This window comes from Flavobacterium cutihirudinis (assembly GCF_003385895.1).
GTDB classification, from domain to species: domain Bacteria; phylum Bacteroidota; class Bacteroidia; order Flavobacteriales; family Flavobacteriaceae; genus Flavobacterium; species Flavobacterium cutihirudinis.
Map to the genome: position 1 here is coordinate 638,469 of NZ_QRDQ01000009.1, position 20,653 is coordinate 659,121.

The 20,653-nt window shown below is 33.7% G+C and carries 19 protein-coding genes; 5 read left to right on the forward strand and 14 right to left on the reverse strand.

The annotated features are described in order from the left end of the window. Positions 1-28: 28 nt before the first annotated feature. On the forward strand, positions 29-193 hold the full coding sequence (locus tag BD847_RS20855; protein WP_167443863.1) for a hypothetical protein: 165 nt from the start codon (positions 29-31) through the stop codon (positions 191-193). Between the two features lie 288 nt (positions 194-481). Here the strand turns inward: BD847_RS20855 and BD847_RS13530 are convergent, their stop codons facing one another. After that, positions 482-1,015, reverse strand: coding sequence for a 5' nucleotidase, NT5C type (locus tag BD847_RS13530; RefSeq protein ID WP_115888797.1), 534 nt, complete (start codon positions 1,013-1,015; stop codon positions 482-484). An 88-nt stretch (positions 1,016-1,103) separates the two neighbouring features. Between BD847_RS13530 and BD847_RS13535 the strand changes: the two genes are divergently transcribed. Beyond that, entirely contained in the window at positions 1,104-1,853 is a 750-nt protein-coding gene (locus BD847_RS13535) for a DeoR/GlpR family DNA-binding transcription regulator (RefSeq protein WP_167443864.1), read from the forward strand. A gap of 68 nt (positions 1,854-1,921) precedes the next feature. Here the strand turns inward: BD847_RS13535 and BD847_RS13540 are convergent, their stop codons facing one another. The 5 genes from BD847_RS13540 to BD847_RS13560 all read right to left on the reverse strand — a co-directional run bounded on the left by BD847_RS13540 (position 1,922) and on the right by BD847_RS13560 (position 8,955). Beyond that, positions 1,922-3,361, reverse strand: coding sequence for a TolC family protein (locus BD847_RS13540; RefSeq protein ID WP_115888799.1), 1,440 nt, complete (start codon positions 3,359-3,361; stop codon positions 1,922-1,924). Beyond that, positions 3,354-6,521 (reverse strand): efflux RND transporter permease subunit, encoded by a 3,168-nt coding sequence (locus BD847_RS13545; protein ID WP_115888800.1) that lies wholly within the window; start codon positions 6,519-6,521, stop codon positions 3,354-3,356. Before BD847_RS13545 ends, BD847_RS13540 begins: the two co-directional genes overlap by 8 nt. Positions 6,522-6,648: 127 nt before the next feature. Further along, a complete protein-coding gene (locus tag BD847_RS13550) occupies positions 6,649-7,731 on the reverse strand; it encodes an efflux RND transporter periplasmic adaptor subunit (protein WP_115888801.1) in 1,083 nt (360 codons plus the stop codon). 176 nt (positions 7,732-7,907) lie between these two features. Continuing rightward, the gene (locus tag BD847_RS13555; protein ID WP_115888802.1) at positions 7,908-8,291 is read right to left on the reverse strand and encodes a hypothetical protein; all 384 of its coding nucleotides are present in this window, start codon (positions 8,289-8,291) and stop codon (positions 7,908-7,910) included. 259 nt (positions 8,292-8,550) lie between these two features. After that, entirely contained in the window at positions 8,551-8,955 is a 405-nt protein-coding gene (locus BD847_RS13560) for a GNAT family N-acetyltransferase (RefSeq protein WP_115888803.1), read from the reverse strand. A gap of 180 nt (positions 8,956-9,135) precedes the next feature. Between BD847_RS13560 and BD847_RS13565 the strand changes: the two genes are divergently transcribed. Further along, positions 9,136-9,699 carry a porin family protein gene (locus BD847_RS13565; protein WP_115888804.1) on the forward strand — a complete coding sequence of 188 codons (564 nt, stop codon included), beginning with the start codon at positions 9,136-9,138 and terminating at the stop codon, positions 9,697-9,699. 47 nt (positions 9,700-9,746) lie between these two features. Here the strand turns inward: BD847_RS13565 and BD847_RS13570 are convergent, their stop codons facing one another. From BD847_RS13570 to BD847_RS13595, 6 genes are all read right to left on the reverse strand, one after another. Next, on the reverse strand, positions 9,747-10,358 hold the full coding sequence (locus tag BD847_RS13570) for a hypothetical protein (RefSeq protein WP_115888805.1): 612 nt from the start codon (positions 10,356-10,358) through the stop codon (positions 9,747-9,749). 158 nt (positions 10,359-10,516) lie between these two features. Next, positions 10,517-10,909, reverse strand: a complete 393-nt coding sequence (locus BD847_RS13575) for an ACT domain-containing protein (protein WP_115888806.1) — start codon at positions 10,907-10,909, stop codon at positions 10,517-10,519. Between the two features lie 20 nt (positions 10,910-10,929). Continuing rightward, on the reverse strand, positions 10,930-12,195 hold the full coding sequence (locus tag BD847_RS13580) for an alpha/beta hydrolase-fold protein (RefSeq protein ID WP_208641803.1): 1,266 nt from the start codon (positions 12,193-12,195) through the stop codon (positions 10,930-10,932). A 123-nt stretch (positions 12,196-12,318) separates the two neighbouring features. Further along, positions 12,319-14,190 (reverse strand): M1 family metallopeptidase, encoded by a 1,872-nt coding sequence (locus tag BD847_RS13585; protein ID WP_115888808.1) that lies wholly within the window; start codon positions 14,188-14,190, stop codon positions 12,319-12,321. Between the two features lie 203 nt (positions 14,191-14,393). After that, positions 14,394-15,974, reverse strand: coding sequence for an NADP-dependent glyceraldehyde-3-phosphate dehydrogenase (locus BD847_RS13590; protein ID WP_115888809.1), 1,581 nt, complete (start codon positions 15,972-15,974; stop codon positions 14,394-14,396). Between the two features lie 75 nt (positions 15,975-16,049). After that, positions 16,050-16,361 carry a rhodanese-like domain-containing protein gene (locus tag BD847_RS13595; protein ID WP_115888810.1) on the reverse strand — a complete coding sequence of 104 codons (312 nt, stop codon included), beginning with the start codon at positions 16,359-16,361 and terminating at the stop codon, positions 16,050-16,052. A 350-nt stretch (positions 16,362-16,711) separates the two neighbouring features. On the opposite strand from BD847_RS13595, the gene BD847_RS13600 reads away from it, so the two are divergent. Then, positions 16,712-17,338 carry a Crp/Fnr family transcriptional regulator gene (locus BD847_RS13600; protein WP_115888811.1) on the forward strand — a complete coding sequence of 209 codons (627 nt, stop codon included), beginning with the start codon at positions 16,712-16,714 and terminating at the stop codon, positions 17,336-17,338. A 184-nt stretch (positions 17,339-17,522) separates the two neighbouring features. Then, positions 17,523-18,308, forward strand: a complete 786-nt coding sequence (locus BD847_RS13605) for a sulfite exporter TauE/SafE family protein (protein WP_115888812.1) — start codon at positions 17,523-17,525, stop codon at positions 18,306-18,308. Positions 18,309-18,573: 265 nt separating this feature from the next. Here BD847_RS13605 and BD847_RS13610 read toward each other — a convergent pair whose 3' ends face one another. Together BD847_RS13610 and cydB are read right to left on the reverse strand one after the other, a co-directional pair. Next, the gene (locus BD847_RS13610) at positions 18,574-19,362 is read right to left on the reverse strand and encodes a DUF1444 family protein (protein ID WP_115888813.1); all 789 of its coding nucleotides are present in this window, start codon (positions 19,360-19,362) and stop codon (positions 18,574-18,576) included. A gap of 214 nt (positions 19,363-19,576) precedes the next feature. Further along, positions 19,577-20,653 (reverse strand): cytochrome d ubiquinol oxidase subunit II, encoded by a 1,077-nt coding sequence (gene cydB, locus BD847_RS13615; RefSeq protein WP_115888814.1) that lies wholly within the window; start codon positions 20,651-20,653, stop codon positions 19,577-19,579.

The window sequence follows — 20,653 nt, forward strand, 5'->3', positions numbered from 1 at the left end:
GAATTTTTATACACTTAAATATAAATTTATGGAAATCAACTGGTACATTTTCACAGGATTACTTACAGCTATTGTTTTATTGGTTACTTTTTTAATCAGACAAAACAAAAAAGACCGCATCAAAATCGAAGAAGAGCTTAATTATCTGAAAGAAATCGAAGAAGCAGAATTCAACAACGATCTTCATTTATAATAGTAATTAGGAGCTAATCCGGCTATCCGCTATATCTTTCCTTGCCTAAAGAAGGCAAGCAAAGGATGTCGCTCCTATCCGGGCTAGGGCAATTGTTTTCAAAAGAAGTTTATTTTATCCATTTAAGAGTTTTTGTTTGTCACCCTAAGCGAAGTCGAAGGGTGTACTAATCGGAACGGGGCTTCGACTTCGCTCAGCCTGACAATAAAACTACAATTAAAACAAAAAAACTTCCGAAATTTTACTTCCGGAAATCCTTTCTTCAAAAAACATTTTATAACCTTCCCGTTATAATGTTGCGTTTAAAACTGCAACGGCTTCTTTCCAATTGTTTACTCTTACATGATGCGTCTGATTTACATTATGAAATGCCTTAAACATTATTGGTTTACCCATACAGTAATCTAAATTTTTACAATGATCATCAATCAGATAATCTGTATTTATAATTCGCTTGCTGCCACATAAAACAATATTTTCCCATTTAATAAAAGGAAAATGTTCGCCAAGCCATGCTACCTTTTCGGCAAGTGAAACTGGAAACTCTGTCGCAGCTGAAACTATAAAAATTTCAAAATTTTCTTGTAGTGCAAGTAAACTTTCAACTGCATCGGGCATCACAGGCAAGGTTCTAAAAAAATTATCTTTATTTAAAATTCCACGTAATAGATCTCTGTTTCCAAAAGCAATTTCTTCGCTTAATCCCTGAATACTTTCTTTCGTCAAATTTGCTCCGTATGCATTATTGTAATGTTCAATTAATTGTGATTCGATATCGGCAAGTACACCATCCATATCTATTGCAATAGTTTTCTTCTTCATTGTATTTTTATTTTGCGGTAAAATTATGCAAAAGTTGCAACATATTGCAAATTTTATTTTATTTTTGCAATATAAAACCGCAAACACAATGAAAAAGGAAGAACGTCAACAAGCAATTTTAGAATATCTGGCAAAAGAACATCGTGTAACCTCAATAGAATTAAGTGAATATTTGAATGTTTCAGAAGATACTATCAGACGCGATTTAAAAGAACTTTCAGATCAGGGACTTTTAAAAGCTGTACGAGGCGGTGCAGTTGCACCATCTCCTATTCCTTTGCATTATCGAAAAAGAGAAAAACATGATATCGAAAACAAAAAAATTATTGCTCAAAAAGCTATTTCGTATCTAAAAGACGGGCAGGTTGTCTTTATAGATGGCGGAACAACTTCTTTGGCTTTAGTGGCCAGTTTTCCTTATGATTTAAAATTAACTGTTATTACAAACAGTTTTCCTGTTGCATCATTAGTTGAAGATTTACCCAATATTGATTTGATTTTTGCAGGCGGAAAAATGTGCAAAACCTCTTTTACAACCTCAAGTATTGAAACAATAGATTTTTTTAGAAATTTCAGGGCTGATATCTGTATTTTGGGAATCTGCAGTATTCATCATGAGCGAGGACTTACTGGTATTTTATACGACGATTCTCAAATTAAAAAGAATATGGTTCAGAACTCAAATTTTGTAATTGCATTGAGTTCCAGTGAGAAGATAGAAACTGCCGAATCTTATTTTGTTTGTCCCTTAAAAGACATTAATGTATTGGTTACCAACATTAGTTCAGATGATGAAATTCTAAAACCTTATAAAAATACTGGCCTGACTATTCTCTAGAAAATAAAAAAACCTCCCAGAATTTCACTTCTGAGAGGCATCTACTAATAACTAATTAAAATGGTATTCTACTTCCAACCTCCGCCTAGGTCTCTGTAAACATGAACCGCAGCGTTAAGTTGTTCTTTTTTAGTATCGATCAATTCTAAATTTGCTTCTAATGCGTCGCGTTGCGTCATTAAAACTTCAAAATAATCTACACGTGCCGATTTAAACAAATCATTCGATACATCAATTGATTTGTTTAATGCATCAACCTGTTGTGATTTTAAATCATAACCTTTTTGCAGATTATCAATCTTAGAAAGCTGATTAGATACTTCTAAATAAGCGTTTAAAATCGTTTTATCATAATTATATAATGCCTGAAGTTGTCTTGCATTTGCGCTTGCGAACTCAGCTTTAATTGCATTTCTGTTAATCAGCGGTGCTGCAAGATCTCCTGCTAATGAATATAAAAGAGATTCTGGCATTGTAAATAAATAAGAAGGTTTAAAAGCATTTACTCCTATCGCTGCTGTAATATCCAAAGAAGGATAAAATTCTGCACGAGCTACTTTTACATCTAATTTTGCCGCAACCAATTCTAATTCTGCCTGCTTAACATCAGGACGATTCATCAATAATTGAGATGGAATCCCGGCACTTACTGAACCTGGTAATAAAGTCAGGAATTTAGTATTTGTTCTTTTAATTTCCTGCGGATAACGTCCTAACAAGAAATTAATTTTATTCTCTGTTTCTTTAATCTGCTGTAAAATATCAAACTCCATGCTTTTTGAAGTCAAAACTTCAGCTTCAAACTTTTTAACACCAAGTTCAGTTGCTCTTGCAGCCTGCTTTTGAATTTTCACAATCTCCAAAGCATTACTTTGCAAAGTAATCGTTTGTTTTACAATATCAAGCTGACTGTCTAAAGCCAATAATTCATAATAAGAATCGGCTACTTCAGCAATAAGATTGGTAACTACAAAGTTTTTACCTTCAACAGTTGCTAAATATCTGCTTACAGCTGCTTTTTTAGAATTGCGTAGTTTTTTCCAGATATCCACTTCCCAGTTTGCGTAAGCAGAAATGGTAAAATCACCAAGCGGATCTGGCGTTTCAACGCCCGGTTTAATCTCAGTAGTGGCATCACCAGCACCTTGGCTGGTATACCTTCCTACTTTTTCTACTCCAGCTCCGGCACGAACACCAACTTGCGGCAATAAAAGCCCTTTACGAACTCGAACGTCATTCTTTGCGATTTCGATTTCCTGCAGCGTCATGTTTAACTCCTGATTGTTTTTCAGGGCCACATCAATCAAATCAACAAGGTTTTGATCCTTAAAGAACTCATTCCATTTTACAGTTGATGTATTGATTGTATCCTGAGTGGCAGCAGCACCAAATGATTGCGGAACCGGTGCACTGGCAGTTGCTGTCTCAGCAACAGGAGCTTTACAGCTCACTGCAGCAAGACATAATCCCAATACGGCACTATATTTATATACTTTTAATTTATACATGATTGTTGTCAATTTCTTCAGTTAATGGATTCTCTTCTTCATGTTTTACCAGTTTATGTTTCTCGGCAATTCGTCCAAAAATGTAATACAATCCCGGAATTAAGAATACCCCACAAATCGTTCCGATAAGCATACCTCCAGCTGCTGCGGTACCAATTGTTCTGTTACCAATTTTACCTGGACCAGTTGCAAAAGCAAGCGGAAGCAAACCAGCAATAAACGCAAATGAAGTCATCAAAATAGGACGGAACCTTGCTTTTGCTCCTTCCATAGCTGCTTCAAAAACTGTTTTTCCTGCTGCGTGTCTTTGAATCGCAAACTCTACAATCAATACGGCATTTTTACCTAATAAACCAATAAGCATTACCATGGCAACCTGAGCGTAAATATTGTTTTCTAATCCTGTAATTTTCAATAAAAGGAAAGCTCCAAAAATACCCGCTGGTAAAGAAAGAATTACTGATAATGGCAAAATAAAACTCTCATATTGCGCTGCTAAAACCAAGTAAACAAATCCTAAACAGATCAAGAATACCCAAATCGCCTGATTCCCCTGAGCAACCTCATCGGCAGAAATACCTGCCCAGTCAATGTCATATCCACGAGGCAATTTTTTAGCTGCAACTTCCTGAATTACTTTAATTGCTGTACCAGAACTATATCCTGGAGCAGCTCCTCCACTAATCTCAGTTGAGTTGTACATATTGTGTCTCGTGATTTCTGAAAGTCCGTAAACCTTTTCTAATTTCATAAAAGCAGAAAACGGAACCATTTCATCACGATTGTTTTTTACATACAGCTTTAAAATATCATCTGGCTGCGCACGATATTCTGGCGAAGCCTGAACGATTACTTTATAGTTGATTCCGTATTTAATGAAACTGATTTCATAGTTACTACCTACAAGAGTTGACAAAGTATTCATCGCGTTTTCGATAGAAACACCTTTTTGCTGTGCCAAATCGTTATCGACTTTCATCATATATTGAGGGAAACTCGCACTAAAGAAACTAAATACGTTCGATAATTCCGGACGTTTGTTTAATTCTTCAACGAATTCTTTGTTCACAGCTTCCATTTTTTTGAAGTCACCAGAACCGGTTTTATCCAATAAACGAAGCTCAAATCCTCCTGCTGCTCCATATCCTGGTACTGCAGGCGGTTGGAAAAACTCAATATTGGCACCCGGAATATCTTTTGATTTTTCTTCCAGTTCGGTCATAATTTCCTGAACTGACTGTTTACGGTCATTCCAATCTTCTAAGTTAACCAAACATGTTCCGGCGTTAGATCCTGTCCCTTCTGTCAAAATTTCGTAACCTGCTAACGAAGAAACTGATTTTACACCTTCTACACTTTCAGATATTTTCTGCAATTTCTCAGCAATATTATTTGTACGCTCTAAAGATGAACCTGGAGGTGTCTGGATAATAGCATAAAACATTCCCTGATCCTCATTCGGAATAAATCCTGAAGGTACTGTGCTACTAATAAACCAAGTTCCGATACAGAAACCAATTAAAGCTGCAAATGTAACAACGCGTCTGTCAACGATTTTTCCTAACACATTTTGGTATTTGCCCTGTGCCAAGTTGAACTTTTCGTTAAAAGCATCAATAAATCTATTTACTGGCGTTTTCTTTTTAGGAGTTCCATGGTTGTTTTTCAACATCATTGCACAAAGTGCCGGCGTTAAAGTCAAAGCCACAATACCAGAAAGAATAATTGCAGTTGCCATTGTAATCGAGAACTGTCTGTAGAAAACTCCAACCGGACCTGACATAAACGCCACCGGAATAAATACCGCGGCCATTAAGAATGTAATTGCCACAATTGCTCCAGCAATCTCGTGCATCGCTTTTTTAGTCGCTTTAAGCGGAGAAAGATGCTCTTCTTCCATCTTGGCGTGAACGGCCTCGATTACCACAATCGCATCATCGACGACGACTCCAATTGCTAATACCAAAGCAAACAACGTAATTAAGTTCAATGAAATATCAAAGAAAGTCATGAACACAAATGTTCCAACCAATGATACTGGTACCGCAATTGCAGGAATAATAGTCGAACGCCAGTCTCCTAAGAACAGGAATACTACTAAACCTACCAAGATAAATGCTTCAACAAGCGTGTGAATTACTTTTTCAATCGAAGCGTCAAGGAATTTAGAAACGTCATAAGAGATTTCGTAATCCATTCCTTTTGGAAATTTCTGTTTGATTTTTTCCAATTTCGCTTTTACATCTTCAATAACCTGATTTGCGTTACTTCCAAAAGACTGTTTTAATACAATCGCAGCAGAAGGTCTTCCATTCAAATTAGAATAAATATCATACATTGAACTTCCAAATTCAACATTGGCAATATCTTTCAAACGTAAAAGTTCGCCATTTGGATTTGAACGGACTACAATATTTCCGTATTGTTCTTTCGTTGTAAAACGTCCAGAATATTTTAATACGTACTCAAAAGCCTGAGAACGTTTTCCAGAACTTTCACCTGTTTTACCTGGCGAAGCTTCCAAACTCTGACTAGATAATGCTTCCATTACCTCATCAGCAGATATTTTGTAGGCTAACATACGATCTGGTTTTAACCAAATACGCATTGCATATTCACGTGTTCCTAAGATATCTCCAGATCCAATTCCATTTACCCTTTTTAATTCTGATAATACGTTGATATCTGCGTAGTTGTAAAGGAACTTCATGTCAGTATTTTTATCTGTACTGTAAAGATTCACGTACATCAACATACTCGGAACCTCACGCGTAATCTTAACACCTTCACGAACTACCAAAGGAGGAAGTTTATTAGTAACCGAAGCCACACGGTTTTGAACGTTAATTGCAGCTTGATTTGGATCTGTACCTAAATTAAATACAACCTGAATACTTGCTTCACCATCATTTCCGGCATCAGAAGTCATGTATTTCATTCCAGGAACACCATTTAAGGCTCTTTCCAACGGAATAACAACCGACTTGATCATCAATTCACCATTCGACCCAGGGTAATCCGCTGTAACGTTTACCATTGGAGGAGAAATAGAAGGGAACTGAGTAATTGGTAAATTCAATACCGACAATACCCCTAAAAAGACAATTATCAGCGATATTACTATCGACAGAACAGGTCTTTGAATAAATTTATTAAACATTTTTATTTTTTTTAATGATTAAAACCAATTGAAAGTTTAAAGTGTTTCAGGTTTCAGGTTTCAAGTTTCAAGTTTCAAGTTTCATCCGAACGTGAAACTTGAAATCTGAAACACTTTTAAACAAAATCTACTCTGCTTTTACGCGAAGATTGTTTATTACCTTTTGAGGAGCTTGGTACTCATATTTAATTTTGTCGTTCTCTTTTACTTTCTGAACACCTTCAAGCAAGATTTTATCATTTTCAGAAAGTCCGCTCTTAATAACATACAAATCAGGGATTTCACCAGTAATCATAATTTCTCTTGAAGTTACTTTGTTGTCTTTACCCACGATAAAAACATATTTTTTATCCTGAATTTCGTAAGTCGCTTTTTGCGGAATTACAATAGCATTTTTAAGCGGAACGTTCATTTGAACTTGTCCGGTTTCTCCGTTTCTAAGCAATTTTCCAGAATTTGGGAATCTTGCTCTGAAAGCGATATTTCCAGTTTCGTTGTTGAATTCACTTTCAATAACTTCTACATTTCCTTTTTCTTTGAAAATATCTCCGTTAGCTAAAACCAAATTCACTTTATTATCAGCACGATCTTTAATATTGGTTTCATAACTAATATATTCCGGCTCAGAAACATTGAAGTAAGCAAACATCTGACTGTTGTCTGAAAGACTTGTCAATAATTCGCCCTCATCTATTAAACTTCCAAGTTTTAACGGAATTCTGTCGATTGTACCATCAAATGGAGCTCTGATTTCTGTGAATGATAAATGTAATTTTGCCAATGCAACTTCAGCTTTTGCCGACTGTAGTTTAGCCTGAGCAACACTTAATTCGTTTTTAGAAACGATATTTTTATCTGCCAATAGTTTTGAATTTTGTAATTCAATTTCAGTTGATTTTTGTTCTGCCTGAGCTTTAAGTAACTCAGACTGATACATGTTTGGCATAATTTTAAACAAGATTTGTCCTTTTCTAACAAACTGTCCTTCGTCAACATAAATGTTTTGTAAAAACCCTTTTTCCTGGGCACGGATTTCAATATTTCGAACAGATTTAATCTGCGAAACATATTCTTTAGTAAATGAAGTGTCAATTTTTACCGGACTCGTTACAGTGAACGTTTCCACTTCTTCTTTTTCTTCTTTTTTAGTTGTACAACTAACAAGGCACACAAAGGCAATTAAGCCTGTGAACAAAATAATTCTTTTCATGATTTAGTTTGGAAATTAAGCGATTGGATGCTTGGAATACAGTGATTCCTCTAGATGGAAAAATGCATCAGATACCAGTAAGTTATAACCTCACTTTCATTAAAGAAGAAGTAGAAAAAATATACATCAACAAGATAGCAGGATTACACAACAGGTAACCGATGTATATTGTTAAATCAAATTCTTAATACGCGTTGCGTAATATAAATAGGATTTGAATGCGCGAAGAAAGGCGCATAAATTTTAAAACGATTTGATTCATTTGTTGCAGAAAGATCAGAAAGAGTCAAATACCAACTGTCAAGCAAGCTGTAATTGACTGCAACAAATTTTACGTTAAGTCCATTATTAACATCATCATTTCCAAGTAAATCATCTTCAAGATCAACATCGGCGTCTTCGATTATCGAAGTACCTGATTCCTGATGAGTAAATCTAACGTGGTGTTTTTTTTCAAGAGTATGATGTTGAGAAGCTCCAAAAGTATTTGCACTCAAATATTGGCCTCCGCCAAACAGAAGCAAATTCATGAATACTAAAAATACTATTAACTTTCTCATTTGGGTGCGAAAGTAAGCAAAGTATCGAAACAAAAAAATATTTTTTAATAAGCTTTAACATTTAATAAAAACGAAATCGTTTTCAATCTATTTTTAAGCACGATTATTATTAAAAAATTATTTTTTTGTACAGAAAAATCATGAAAAAACAACTTTGAATCAGAATCTTTCCATGATGAAGTATGCAATGAAGGTAAAATTACCAAAATCACAACTATTTGACTTTCTATCTTTTATTCAGCAAATCAGCATTTAATTATTATAGCCAAATTTCCATTATAGTAAATTCCTGTTCTTGTTTGACAAAATTTTGACCGGTATTTCTCAATTCAAATTTTTCGTAAAATGATTTTTTATTGCTTCGTGCATTACACCAAACTCGCTTTACTTTCTTTTGTCTTGCAAAATTTAAAATAAACTTCAGTAATACAGATGCGATGCCTTTTCCTTGATAGTCTTCTAATGTCGCTAACTTTCTAAACTGCATTTCATCATCATTAAAAAAACAAGAAACAATCGAAACCAGCTTTTCATCGTCAAAAGCACCAAAATGCAATCCAAAATCATCTTCTTTTAGCTGGACAAATTCCAAAGGTTGATCAGGCCACATTACTTCATGCCGAATTTGCCATGTTTGTGCAGGTTCAATTGCTTTTATTTTCATTTTAAAGAAATATTAAATCGTCAGTCAAATTTACATCATTTACTAATGTTATTTTCCCTTCGAAGAAAAACTCACCATAACACTCATTATCAAAAAGATAACTCAAAATAAACCAGAAAAATCATTCTATTTTAATTTTTAATAATTATTTTTATAGAACCAAAATAAATAGATTCCATTATGAAAAAATTTATCTTAGCATTGCTATTATGTATTACTACAAGTAGCTTTGCACAGTTCATTCAATTCGGACCACAATTTTCTACAAACATTACTTCCGTAATTACAGATGATTTTAATTCGAAAAGCGCAGGAACTGATTATGGTTTTGCCGGATTTGTAAGAGTTAATCTGGCGCTTTTTTATGCTCAGGGCGAATTTGGATATGCGCAATCGAAATTTAGCGTTTCGCAAACTGGGATTGGAGAAACCGAATACGAATTAGGCGGCACTGACGCCACTCTTATCGCCGGTTTGAAAATCGTTCCTTTAGGAAAACTGGGAAATGTTAGACTCTTTTTGGGGTATAACTGGAAAAACTATTCAGATATTCATGCCAATAATAGCCTAAATTATATTCCTATAGAACGCAATAACAGTAGTTTTCTTGGTGGTGTAGGTGTAGATTTGTGGCGTTTTACAATAGATTACAGATACCTTGCCGGTGTAACTGATATTGATGCATCAGGTGGAAATATAAAAACTGGCGTTTCTAATTTTTCTGTTGGATTTAAATTCTTGTAAAAAATATTCAAACCATAAAAAAGGGAATCAAATTGATTCCCTTTTTACTATTTCACTTTAACGAAAAATAATTCTTCATTGTTTGTGGTAATTTTTTCAACCTTACCATTTTCTTTTTTACCTACGCAAATGGTATGCATTTCAGTCCAATTTTCATTAAAACTACAATTCCAAATTTCACCATTTGCAAGAATAACTTGTGAGTAAAGACCATCCGATTCTACTTCACTATAAAAAACTAAATCCTCAGATTTAACTAGTTTCTTCTCATTCGTAACTTTATTTACTTCGTAATGCGAAATTTTAGTTTCACTAATTTCAAGCAACTCTTTGTGATTATCATCTTTATTATGTGTGCTAACTGCCCATAAAGGTTTGTCACCAAAAATTTCCCAAGTTCCCACTGCATGCTCCATCATAAGTTTTCGCAAATCACTTTTGATCGAACCCACAAGTTTCGCTGCATCTTTTCCAATTTGATTCTCTGGTTTTATGCGGGAAGCAATAGAGAATAAATCCAAAGCATTTTTTAAATCATCTTTTTTATAATATGACACTGCTAAATCATATTTCCTTTTTTGAAATGCTATTTTTGGATCATCTTGCGAAAAACTTTTTATTGAAGTAAACAAGATAATTAGAGTAATAATTTTTTTCATTAAGTTATGCTATTGTTATTTTTTTGTCAAACATAATAATTAAATGTTACGGAAATTTACGGTTTTCCACATTTTATTATGCCAGCCTAGCAAATAATAAAAAAAATCTTCGTTTTTATTGTCAATAACAAATTTAATCTTACAAAAAACTTATATTTTTATAATGCAAACGAATTCAAAATTTCCATTGCTTTGTCTATATCACTTTTATTTACAAAAATATGGTCATGATAAAATGCTGCAACAACGTTACAGCTGATTCCTTTTTCTGAAAGTGCTTTCGAAAATGCAGCTGTCAAACCAACAGCTTCAAGCGAAGAATGTACAGAAAGTGTTATCCATGACATTACAACTGAAAACTCTAATTTTAGCCGCTCTGCAATTTCTTTTTTAAGAATTAAAGTAATTGCTTCTTTTTCACGAAAAAACATTTCAATTTCCTTCAGATTCAAATTTTCTAAATCATCCACTTTACAAAAAACATACTCGCCCGGAATATGCTCCGGTTTCATGCTTTTTAATAATATTTGCAAATCCTTCTCTCCTGACATTTTAGTTTTATTGAAATTAATTATTTTAGAAGATGCTCCAATTTCCCTTTTGTTTCAGGAAAATTTTTGTCGAGACTTAATACCTTTTCATAATTGGTAATGGCACTTTTCTTGTCTCCGCTTGCTTTATAGAAATCTCCAAGAGAATCATATACGTTTGGACTTTGCGGATAATTGGCAACATTTAACTTAAATAAATAGCCTGCCAAATCCAGATCTTTTTTTCCAAGAGATTGATACGCATACACATTTACCGTGTTTTCCGGCACATGAACTTTATACCCCAAATGGCTTGAAACATTCTCAAAATGTTTTTCAATTTTGGTAAAAACGTCCTTATTAAAATTAATCTGCTCCGGAATTGAAAGCTTCAGTTGATTAAATTTAAAAATAAAACGTAATGCATCATAAGTCGCAATCAAAGGCACAGATCCATGATTATCATCTTTATAGTATGCATATCCATAATTAAGTTTGCTCTTTTTATCTTGTTTTAAAAAATCATTCAAATCTAAAATCGATCTTATATGCCTTGTAAAAACAGTTGTATCTTTTCGAACTTTTACAAGATCCATTGAATCATCCATTGTATTTGCCGCTCCTAAAAAGAGTGAAACATTTGCTAGATTTTTACTGGCAAGTTTCTTTACAGTTTCCGCATAATACTTTTGATGATCCCACCACATACTTGGGTCAATTGCAACATAAGAGTTAAATAAATTAGTATGATTTGTCAAAATATTAATTGTAGTTAATCCTCCAAACGAATGTCCAATTAATGTTCGATAAGGTGCTGTTGGATATTTGCTATCAATGTACGGAATCAATTCTTTCTCTAAAAACTCGGCAAACTTCTCTCCTCCGCCAGATTGCTCGCTTACGTTTTTAGAAACAAAAGGCAAATCAATCTCTGAATGTGTAGGCGTTAAATCCCGATTACGATTGGTATTTGGAATTCCAACAACAATCATTTCCGGGCAAAGCGTATTTCCGTTAATCTCGCTTAATTCTTCAATCATCCCAACTACGGAGTTAAAATGAGCGTCGCCATCTAACAAATAAACAACCGGATATTTTTGCTTTGCAAAACCGCCGTATTGTGCACTTTTAGGTAAATGCACCAAGATTTTTCTTTGCTCATTTAATACTTTTGAAGAAATGCTGTCAATTGTACCTATTTGAATTGTATTCTTGTTTTGGGCAAAACCAAAACCGGTCAACATCAGGAAAAAACCAAATAAAAATATTTTTTTTATAAAGACAGACTGCAGATTGTTGTTTATCATAGTTATAATTGGTTTGTTTAAAAGTTATTAGATAGTAAATATAAATAAAGAAAATTATTTATGATTCTATAAAAAAACCATCTTTCCGGGATCGAAAAGACGGTTTTATTAGTTTAATAGCAATTATTTAGACGGCCATGCATTATTTTTCGGAGTTGCATCCATAAAAATTCCTCCGTCAAGAGTAACTTTTTTAATCTCTTTTTTATTTTTAAAATCAATGGTTGCCAGTTTTTGATTGGCTTGCCAAACCGCTGGTGTCTGGTGAATTGTTTCTGTTGAATTATCTGCATAAACGACAATCAGATCAAACGGAATTGCGAAACCACCAACGTTTTCAATTGAAACACTATTTTTTGCAACGTTCTTAACTGCAACATCAATATAATTATTAGTAAAAAACCAGTTGTTGAAGAACCAATTCAGGTTTTTCCCTGTTGCCGTATTAAACGAATTAAAGTAATCCCAAGGAATTGGGTGTTTTCCATTCCAGTTCTCCATATAAGCATGTAATGCTTTTTTAAACAAATCATCACCAAGCATATCTTTTAAAGCAAGATAAGAAAGAGAAGCTTTTCCGTAAGAGTTATTTCCGTAACCAGCATCAGAAACCTGAGAAGACATAGAGATAATTGGCTGATCTTCCTCTGTAGATGGATCTTGAATGTAATGTTCTACTCTAAAACTTTTATAGAATTTATCTGCTTCCTCTTTACCATGTTCTGCGATTCCAATCAAGTATTCAAAAGTCGTAGCCCAACCTTCATCCATAAAAGCATAACGCGTTTCGTTGATTCCCATAAAGAAAGGAAAGTAAGTATGTGCTACCTCATGATCCTGAACTAATTGTGCAAATTTAGGATCTCCCATTTGTGAATCGTTGCACATCATAGGATATTCCATATCAGCAAATCCCTGAAAAGCAGTCATTTTAGAAAACGGATAAGGAATTCCCGGCCAGTTATTCGAAAACCAATCCAGTGCATACTGATTATTTTTTACCGAAGCTACAAAATCAGTTCCTTTTACATCATACGCTGCCTGAACGCTTGCACGGCGATTCGTTTTTTTGTCTACTAAAACACTGCTGGCATCCCATAAATAATGATCGCTTAATCCGAAACACACATCAGAGATATGTTTTGCTTCAAATTTCCAGACATTCCATTCATTTTGCTTGGTTACCAATCCGTTTTTCATTTCCTGTTCGTTGGCAATATGCATTACCTCATCGGTAACGTAAGATTTTTTTAAACGAGCTGCAAAATCAGGTTGCAACACTTCATCTGGATTCAATAAATCACCGGTTGCATAAACAACATAATTTTTAGGTGCTTTTACAGAATAGGTATAATCATTAAAATCATTGTAAAACTCCTGACGATCTGTGTGTGGTAATCTATCCCATCCGTTATAATCATCAAAAACAGAAACTCTTGGGTAACTATAAGCTACAAAAAATGTTGACTCATCAATTTGTCCTTCTCTTCCGCTTTCTTTAGATAAAGGATAATTCCAGTCAATATTTATTTCCGTTTTAGAATGAGGCAGAATAGCTTTTGTCAATTTTACATTTCCAACAGTTCCCCAGCCTTTTGCATCTTCTTTATAAATTTCTCCAGACACTTTTAAAGAAGTAATCGTTAAACCTTCACTTAAAAAATCAGGACTAACAACGCCACTTCTTGGAGCAGATGGCTTATGAAGATTATTTACAAATCTTATCTTAAGATTTCTTAACGTATCATTGCTATTATTTTCATAGACGATAGTTTCTGTTCCGCTTACTATTTTAGTTTTCGCATCGACAGTAATTTCCATGGTATATTTTCCATGATTTTGCCAATAGTTTTTCCCAGGTTTCCCGTCCATCGAACGCGTACCTTTTGCGTAAGCTTCTTTAATATTTCTTGGCATATAAAGTTCCTGCGCAAAACTGTTTTGGGCAAAAAACACGAACGCAAAAAGAAATAATTGAATTGATCTTTTTCTCATAAGTTGTTTTAATATTTTGATGATTTAATATCGTAATATACTATTAGTGGATTTTTTTAACTTAATGTTACATTAATCATCAAAATTAACTTTTCTAGAAAACTGAGCAACTTAGTAACTCAGAATCTTAGTATCTTAAAAATAAAAACCGCCAAATTCTAAAAGAAAAAGGCGGCATCTACAATTAATATATAACCTTGATACTACAAAATATAATCGGTATTAATGAAGTTTGATTCTTTGCTGTTAAGCAATTCCTGCAAAATTTCATTGTTATAAGCGATATCTTTTGAAGCGACAAACGTACGAATAGAAAAGGAACGCAAAGCATCCGGAATACTTAAAGTACCCACAGCAGAATCTTTACGACCCGTAAACGGAAACGCATCCGGACCTCTTTGGCAAGAACTGTTTAAGTTTACTCTGCAAACTAAGTTTACCAAAGCATCAATAAGCGGTGCCAAAGTTTTTATATCTTTTCCGAACAAACTCACTTGTTGTCCATAATTTGATTCGGCCATATCGTCTAACGGCTCTTGAATATCTTTAAAAGATATAACCGGAATTACAGGTCCAAATTGCTCTTCATGATACACACGCATTTTGCTGTTTACCGGATATAAAACTGCCGGAAAAATAAAATTATCTGTATGTTTTCCGCCTTTTTCGTTTAGGATTTTTGCACCTTTATGAACAGCGTCGTCAATTAATTCCTGAATATATTTTGGTTTATCCGTTTCCGGAAGCGGTGTTAAAGCCACTCCTTTTTCCCATGGATTTCCAAATTGCAAGGCATCTACTTTTTCAGAAAATCTTCTATTGAATTCTTCTGCAATAGATTCATGTACATATAAAACTTTTAAGGCCGTACAACGTTGTCCATTGAAAGATAATGTTCCTGTAATACATTCCTGAATTGCCAAATCTAAGTCGGCATCCGGAAGAATTATCGCCGGATTTTTGGCTTCCAAACCTAAAATCAAACGCAATCTGTTTTTGTTTGGATGTTGATCTTGTAAAGCAATCGCCGATTTACTGTTTCCAATTAATGCCAAAACATCAATTTTTCCAGATTTCATAATTGGAGACGCCACTTCTCGGCCACGACCGTAAACTATATTGATAACACCTTTTGGGAAACTGCTTCTAAAAGCTTCCAACAATGGCGAAATACATAAAACTCCATGTTTAGCCGGTTTAAAAATTACGGTATTACCCATAATTAAAGCCGGAATCAACAAAGAAAAAGTTTCATTTAATGGATAGTTATAAGGCCCAAGACAAAGTACAACACCAAGAGGTCCTCGACGAATCATTGCGTTTACTCCCTGTACTTTTTCAAAATGCGAACTGCGTCCGTTTAATTCCTTATAACTCGCAATAGTATCGTAAATATATTCGACAGTTCTGTCAAATTCTTTTTGAGAATCACCTAAAGATTTTCCAATTTCCCACATTAAATATTTGACCACTTCCTCACGGGTTTCTTTCATTTGTTTAACGAAATTTTCCATGCATTTTATGCGATCTGCTACTTTCATCGTAGGCCATAAACCTTGTCCTTTATCGTAAGCAGCATTGGCAGCTTCCACAACTTCAGCAGCTTCCTTTTCTCCCATAAACGGAATTGCTCCCAATAAAGTAGGTGTATATTTTTCAGTTGAAGAAATAGTAGAAAAAACAGGTGTAGTTTGCCCTGTCCAGTGTTTTAATTCTCCGTTTACAAGATAGGTTTCCTGGTTAATTAGGGTTTTAATTTCGAATTCTTCTGGTATTAAACTCATAATTTGGTTATTATTATTTGGTTTGTTAATAGCATTATAATGAAAAAAGAGGCTTTTCATGCCTCTTTTTACTTTTTATGGTTGTACGGTATCACCCTCCCAATCCAGTATACCACCAAGCAGATTGTAGGCATTTTCTATACCTAACTCGTTCATAATCTGACATGCTTTTGCGCTTCTGGCACCAGAACGACAATACACATAATAGTTTTTGTTTTTATCTAATTCTTCAATTTCATAAATAAAACCCTGACCTTTATTGATATCAATGTTTACAGCATTTTCAATATAGCCATCATTAAATTCGTCCTCAGTTCTTACGTCCAGTATAACTGCATTCTCGTCAGCAGCCAGCTGATTAACCCAATCCTCTTGTGATAAATTCATAATAAATGTGTTTTTGTAAAATTACGACGTTTCTACCTATGAAAAACGTACCAAATGCGATTTCGATTATTATTCTCAGAAAACGTTTTAGAGAAATTATTATAATCAGTGATTTACAAATTTACTTACTATTTTTAAAAATTCAGTCTGCAAAACCGATAGAAAATAGGATTTTTTCATTTGCATAAAGTCTTCTTAAATACTAATTTCTGATAATTAATACCATTTCAATCTATTATCTTTGTAAAAAAAATATAATTTTAATTCGATTTTGACAAAGTATTCGCCATGAATAGCATTAATTTCTATCCATTAAACGATGCAAATTCAAGGCAAAAAAATTCTATCTAATGCAAACTTCATTAAAAACCATCTTTCCAAATTTCTCCAGTGACCTTATTTCTACTATTGAAGAAAATGGAAGTTTACAGCATTTTGAATCGGGTACCATTTTAATGCGAACCGGCCAATATATCAAAAATACTGTTTTGATAACTAAAGGTAAAATCAAAATTTACCGTGAAGGCGAAGATGGTGGTGAGTTTTTAATGTATTATTTGCAACCCGGACAAGCTTGCGCCATTTCGATGATTTGCACTGCCAAAAGTGAAAAAAGTCAAATCATGGCAAAAGTTGTCGAAGATGTTACCGTTATGATGATTCCGTTGCAACTAATGGACAAATGGATGATGGAACATCGTTCCTGGTACGAATTTGTAATCGAAACCTATAGAAGCCGTTTTGAAGAAGTTCTCGAAGTTGTTGATAATATCGCGTTCCGTTCTATGGATGAACGTTTGGAGTTTTATTTGAAACGTCATTCTGATGCTTGTGGCTGTTCCGAAGTCAATCTTTCGCATCAGGAAATCGCAACCGAATTAAATACATCAAGAGAAGTTGTTTCACGATTACTCAAAAAAATGGAACAACGTGGTTTGGTAAAACTCAACCGAAACCAGATTGAATTATTAAAATAAATTGAACCATTAAGATAGTAAGAAATTTAAGCTTTACTTTCTAATTCTTAATGTTTTTAAAGAAAATTAAGCGCTGCAACTTAATTTTCTTAATATCTTAATGGTAAAACTATTTAAGTCTTCTGTGATAAATGTTACTGTAGATTTCTAATTTCCGAAGCAAATTTGCATCAAAATAAATGCAATGGAATATTTTGGCTATTTTGCTTCAATCATTATCGGAATTTCGCTGGGCTTAATCGGGGGCGGCGGTTCTATTTTGACCATTCCTATTTTGGTTTATTTGTTTAAAGTAAATCCGGAGCAAGCCACATCTTATTCTTTATTTATTGTTGGTTTGACTGCTTTATTTGGAAGTTACAGTCATTATAAAATGGGAAATCTCAAATTGAAATCGGCATTGTATTTTGCGATTCCTTCAGTGATTTCGATTTTGATTATTCGTGAAGTTATTTTTCCACAAATTGCTTCTACTCTATTTTCAATCGCTTCTTATTCGGTTTCAAAAGATTTTCTGATTATGATTGTCTTTTCCGTTTTGATGATAACCGCAGCAATTTCGATGATTCGAAAACCACAGCCCGAAATAAAAAATGCCGAAACAAATTACATTCAATTAAGTATAATTGGTTTTTTAGTCGGAATTGTGACTGGTTTTCTTGGTGCCGGCGGAGGTTTTTTGATCATTCCTGCACTTTTGTTTTTTGCCAAATTACCTATGAAACAAGCCGTTGGAACATCATTATTAATTATAACAATAAATTCTTCAATTGGCTTCGCAGGCGATTTATATATAGGAACTCCCATAAATTATCCTTTTTTATTAGGCGTTTCCGGAATGGCACTTCTCGGAATGTTTATCGGAAGTCAGCTTTCTAAAAAAATTGATGGGGCAAAATTAAAACCTCTTTTTGGTTGGTTTGTTCTCGTAATGGGATTTTATATTATTACGAAAGAAGTTTTATTTTAGAATTTATGGTTTCATGCAGATTTAGCAGATTTGCACATATTTTGAATATTTTGATTTAGTTTTACTTGTAGACAAAAACTAAAAAATCCGTTTATTTGGGGGAATAAACGGATTTGTTTTTTTTGGGCGTTACCTCCGGCCGGGCTATCCGCTATATCTTTTGTTCCAGGAAATATCATTGTTAATTAAGAACCAACATTTGTCACAAAAGGATGCCGCTTCTATCCCTAACGCAGACTTGGGTAAATTGAAGTTTTTTGTTCAACTATAATTGCAAAACTTCAAATTTTCCATTTTTAAACTCGAAAATTTTATCTGAAACAATATGATCTCCTGTTTCATTTATATTTTGTACAGAATCGTAAAGGCGATGTAAATTTTCAGAATCTTTACTTCCTGTAATTAACAACAAATCTCTCGACGGAATTCCGATAACAAAACTACCATCTACCAAAAAATTTTCATGATTCCATATATCAAGTAAAATTAAACTTGATTCATAATTTCCTCCAGCTGTCAACATAAAATATCCATTCTCTCCATGACGTTTCATTTCGAAATTATTTGAAAGATTTTCAATTGCTTTTTCTCTTAAATTATCAATTGAGAAATTAATTTCTTCTAAATCATCTTTAGAAATATAATGAATTGAATTCTCTCTATCTTCAACATAAAAAACAATTAATTCCTCGTTATAAAATTCATAAATATGACTTTTTTCAAAATCAGCATTTATATCTTCTAAACTTTTTATAAATCTTCTGTCCTTAATAACTGGTAAAATTCTTTCCGCATCTAGAAGTTCTTTTGGTAAAAACATTGAAGACAAACCATTCACATATTTTTCGATAATCCTTTTAATAATTTTTGGATCATTTATATATTCTGAATAAGCATTATTCAAAAAATGTTGATGTTCACCCTGATTAAATTCACTTTTAATCTCAAGTTCATTTATTGAAATAATTTTTAACCCTTTATTATTTTTCATTAATTGCTTAGCAAATTTTACCGCAAAATCTGCTTTCGAAAGAAGTCTTTTTCTAAAAAACATATATTTGATTTTTTCTCAATTGCCTCCAGTTTTAACTGGAGTTAAACAAATCTATATAAATAAAAGGCTTTAGCCAAACTTTCTGATTTTGGCTAAAGCCCAATTCAAATTCAAACAAAAAACCTCCAGTTAAAACTGGAGGCAATTCATTTTATACTGGCAAAAAAAATCAATTCGTGAAAATTAGTGCAATTCGTGGCTAAAAAATAAAAACTCAATGCTCTCCATACCCAACATCATCCATCTTCCCGCTAAAAACACGATACTGAATAATAAAATAAACTATCACCAAAAACAAGGCGACAAAAAACCAACTCAATCCGGCATTCAAACCATATTCTCCGGCCGCAGTATTATAAATAGTCAACGACGGATTTACATTATTAGTCGAAGGCAAAACATTCGGAAAAATGGAAACCGCTGTTGAAGCAAATCCACCCAATAAAAACAAAGTGGAAAAAATAAAACCATGACCGTCTTTTTTAAAGGAACGTACTTTGAATAATCCAGCAATTCCAACAAAAGTCATTAGAGGAAAAAACCAAAGAATCGGATTTTCAACGAAATTATGAAATGGTTTTGGCTCAATAAAATGCCAAATTCCAAGTGAAATAAAAACTAAAATAAGCAAAACAAAGTTCAGTTTAAAAACCACATTTTTAAGTTTTGGGTTTAACGATGAATTCGTTTTATAAATAATCCAATTAGCGCCGTGAATCGTCAACGCCACAACACTTACAATTCCTAAGAAAAGCGTAAACCAATCTATAATTCCCAATTCATTTGCCTGCGGACTAAAAGTTGGATTCCACAAAGGCAGAAAGAAAAAATGCGGTTCTTGCGTAGAAACACCATTTTTAACCATTCCGAGATTTACTCCACGAACAATATTCCCTAAAGCAATTCCGAAGAAAAGTGCCAAAAGCAAACTTGCAATTCCGAAAGCCTTATCCCAAATCGCTTCCCACATATGATTATGCACTTGTCCGCGCATTTCCAAACCAATTGCACGGAAAATCAAAAGCCAAAGAATCATAATCAAAGGCAAATAAAATCCGCTGAAAGAAGAAGCGTATAAAGTTGGAAAAGCAAAAAACAAAACACCTCCGGCTGCAATTAACCAAACTTCATTCGCATCCCAAAACGGACCAATGGAATTCGTGATTACTTTTTTATCCCTTTCAGTATCGGCAAAAAATAAATGAATAATTCCTGCACCAAAATCATAGCCGTCTAAAACCAGATAAACAGCCAAAATTCCCATTAAAACTACGTACCAAAAAAATTCCAT

What these genes read in the sequence shown, in the direction of transcription:
- BD847_RS13585 (WP_115888808.1), bottom strand. Translation starts at nt 14,190, where the DNA reads ATGAGAAAAAGATCAATTCAATTATTTCTTTTTGCGTTCGTGTTTTTT.
- BD847_RS13545 (WP_115888800.1), bottom strand. Translation starts at nt 6,521, where the DNA reads ATGTTTAATAAATTTATTCAAAGACCTGTTCTGTCGATAGTAATATCG.
- BD847_RS13560 (WP_115888803.1), bottom strand. Translation starts at nt 8,955, where the DNA reads ATGAAAATAAAAGCAATTGAACCTGCACAAACATGGCAAATTCGGCAT.
- BD847_RS13575 (WP_115888806.1), bottom strand. Translation starts at nt 10,909, where the DNA reads ATGTCAGGAGAGAAGGATTTGCAAATATTATTAAAAAGCATGAAACCG.
- BD847_RS13600 (WP_115888811.1), top strand. Translation starts at nt 16,712, where the DNA reads ATGCAAACTTCATTAAAAACCATCTTTCCAAATTTCTCCAGTGACCTT.
- BD847_RS13610 (WP_115888813.1), bottom strand. Translation starts at nt 19,362, where the DNA reads ATGTTTTTTAGAAAAAGACTTCTTTCGAAAGCAGATTTTGCGGTAAAA.
- BD847_RS13565 (WP_115888804.1), top strand. Translation starts at nt 9,136, where the DNA reads ATGAAAAAATTTATCTTAGCATTGCTATTATGTATTACTACAAGTAGC.
- BD847_RS13580 (WP_208641803.1), bottom strand. Translation starts at nt 12,195, where the DNA reads ATGATAAACAACAATCTGCAGTCTGTCTTTATAAAAAAAATATTTTTA.
- BD847_RS13540 (WP_115888799.1), bottom strand. Translation starts at nt 3,361, where the DNA reads ATGTATAAATTAAAAGTATATAAATATAGTGCCGTATTGGGATTATGT.
- BD847_RS13535 (WP_167443864.1), top strand. Translation starts at nt 1,104, where the DNA reads ATGAAAAAGGAAGAACGTCAACAAGCAATTTTAGAATATCTGGCAAAA.
- cydB (WP_115888814.1), bottom strand. Translation starts at nt 20,653, where the DNA reads ATGGAATTTTTTTGGTACGTAGTTTTAATGGGAATTTTGGCTGTTTAT.
- BD847_RS13595 (WP_115888810.1), bottom strand. Translation starts at nt 16,361, where the DNA reads ATGAATTTATCACAAGAGGATTGGGTTAATCAGCTGGCTGCTGACGAG.
- BD847_RS13605 (WP_115888812.1), top strand. Translation starts at nt 17,523, where the DNA reads ATGGAATATTTTGGCTATTTTGCTTCAATCATTATCGGAATTTCGCTG.
- BD847_RS13550 (WP_115888801.1), bottom strand. Translation starts at nt 7,731, where the DNA reads ATGAAAAGAATTATTTTGTTCACAGGCTTAATTGCCTTTGTGTGCCTT.
- BD847_RS13570 (WP_115888805.1), bottom strand. Translation starts at nt 10,358, where the DNA reads ATGAAAAAAATTATTACTCTAATTATCTTGTTTACTTCAATAAAAAGT.
- BD847_RS13530 (WP_115888797.1), bottom strand. Translation starts at nt 1,015, where the DNA reads ATGAAGAAGAAAACTATTGCAATAGATATGGATGGTGTACTTGCCGAT.
- BD847_RS13555 (WP_115888802.1), bottom strand. Translation starts at nt 8,291, where the DNA reads ATGAGAAAGTTAATAGTATTTTTAGTATTCATGAATTTGCTTCTGTTT.
- BD847_RS20855 (WP_167443863.1), top strand. Translation starts at nt 29, where the DNA reads ATGGAAATCAACTGGTACATTTTCACAGGATTACTTACAGCTATTGTT.
- BD847_RS13590 (WP_115888809.1), bottom strand. Translation starts at nt 15,974, where the DNA reads ATGAGTTTAATACCAGAAGAATTCGAAATTAAAACCCTAATTAACCAG.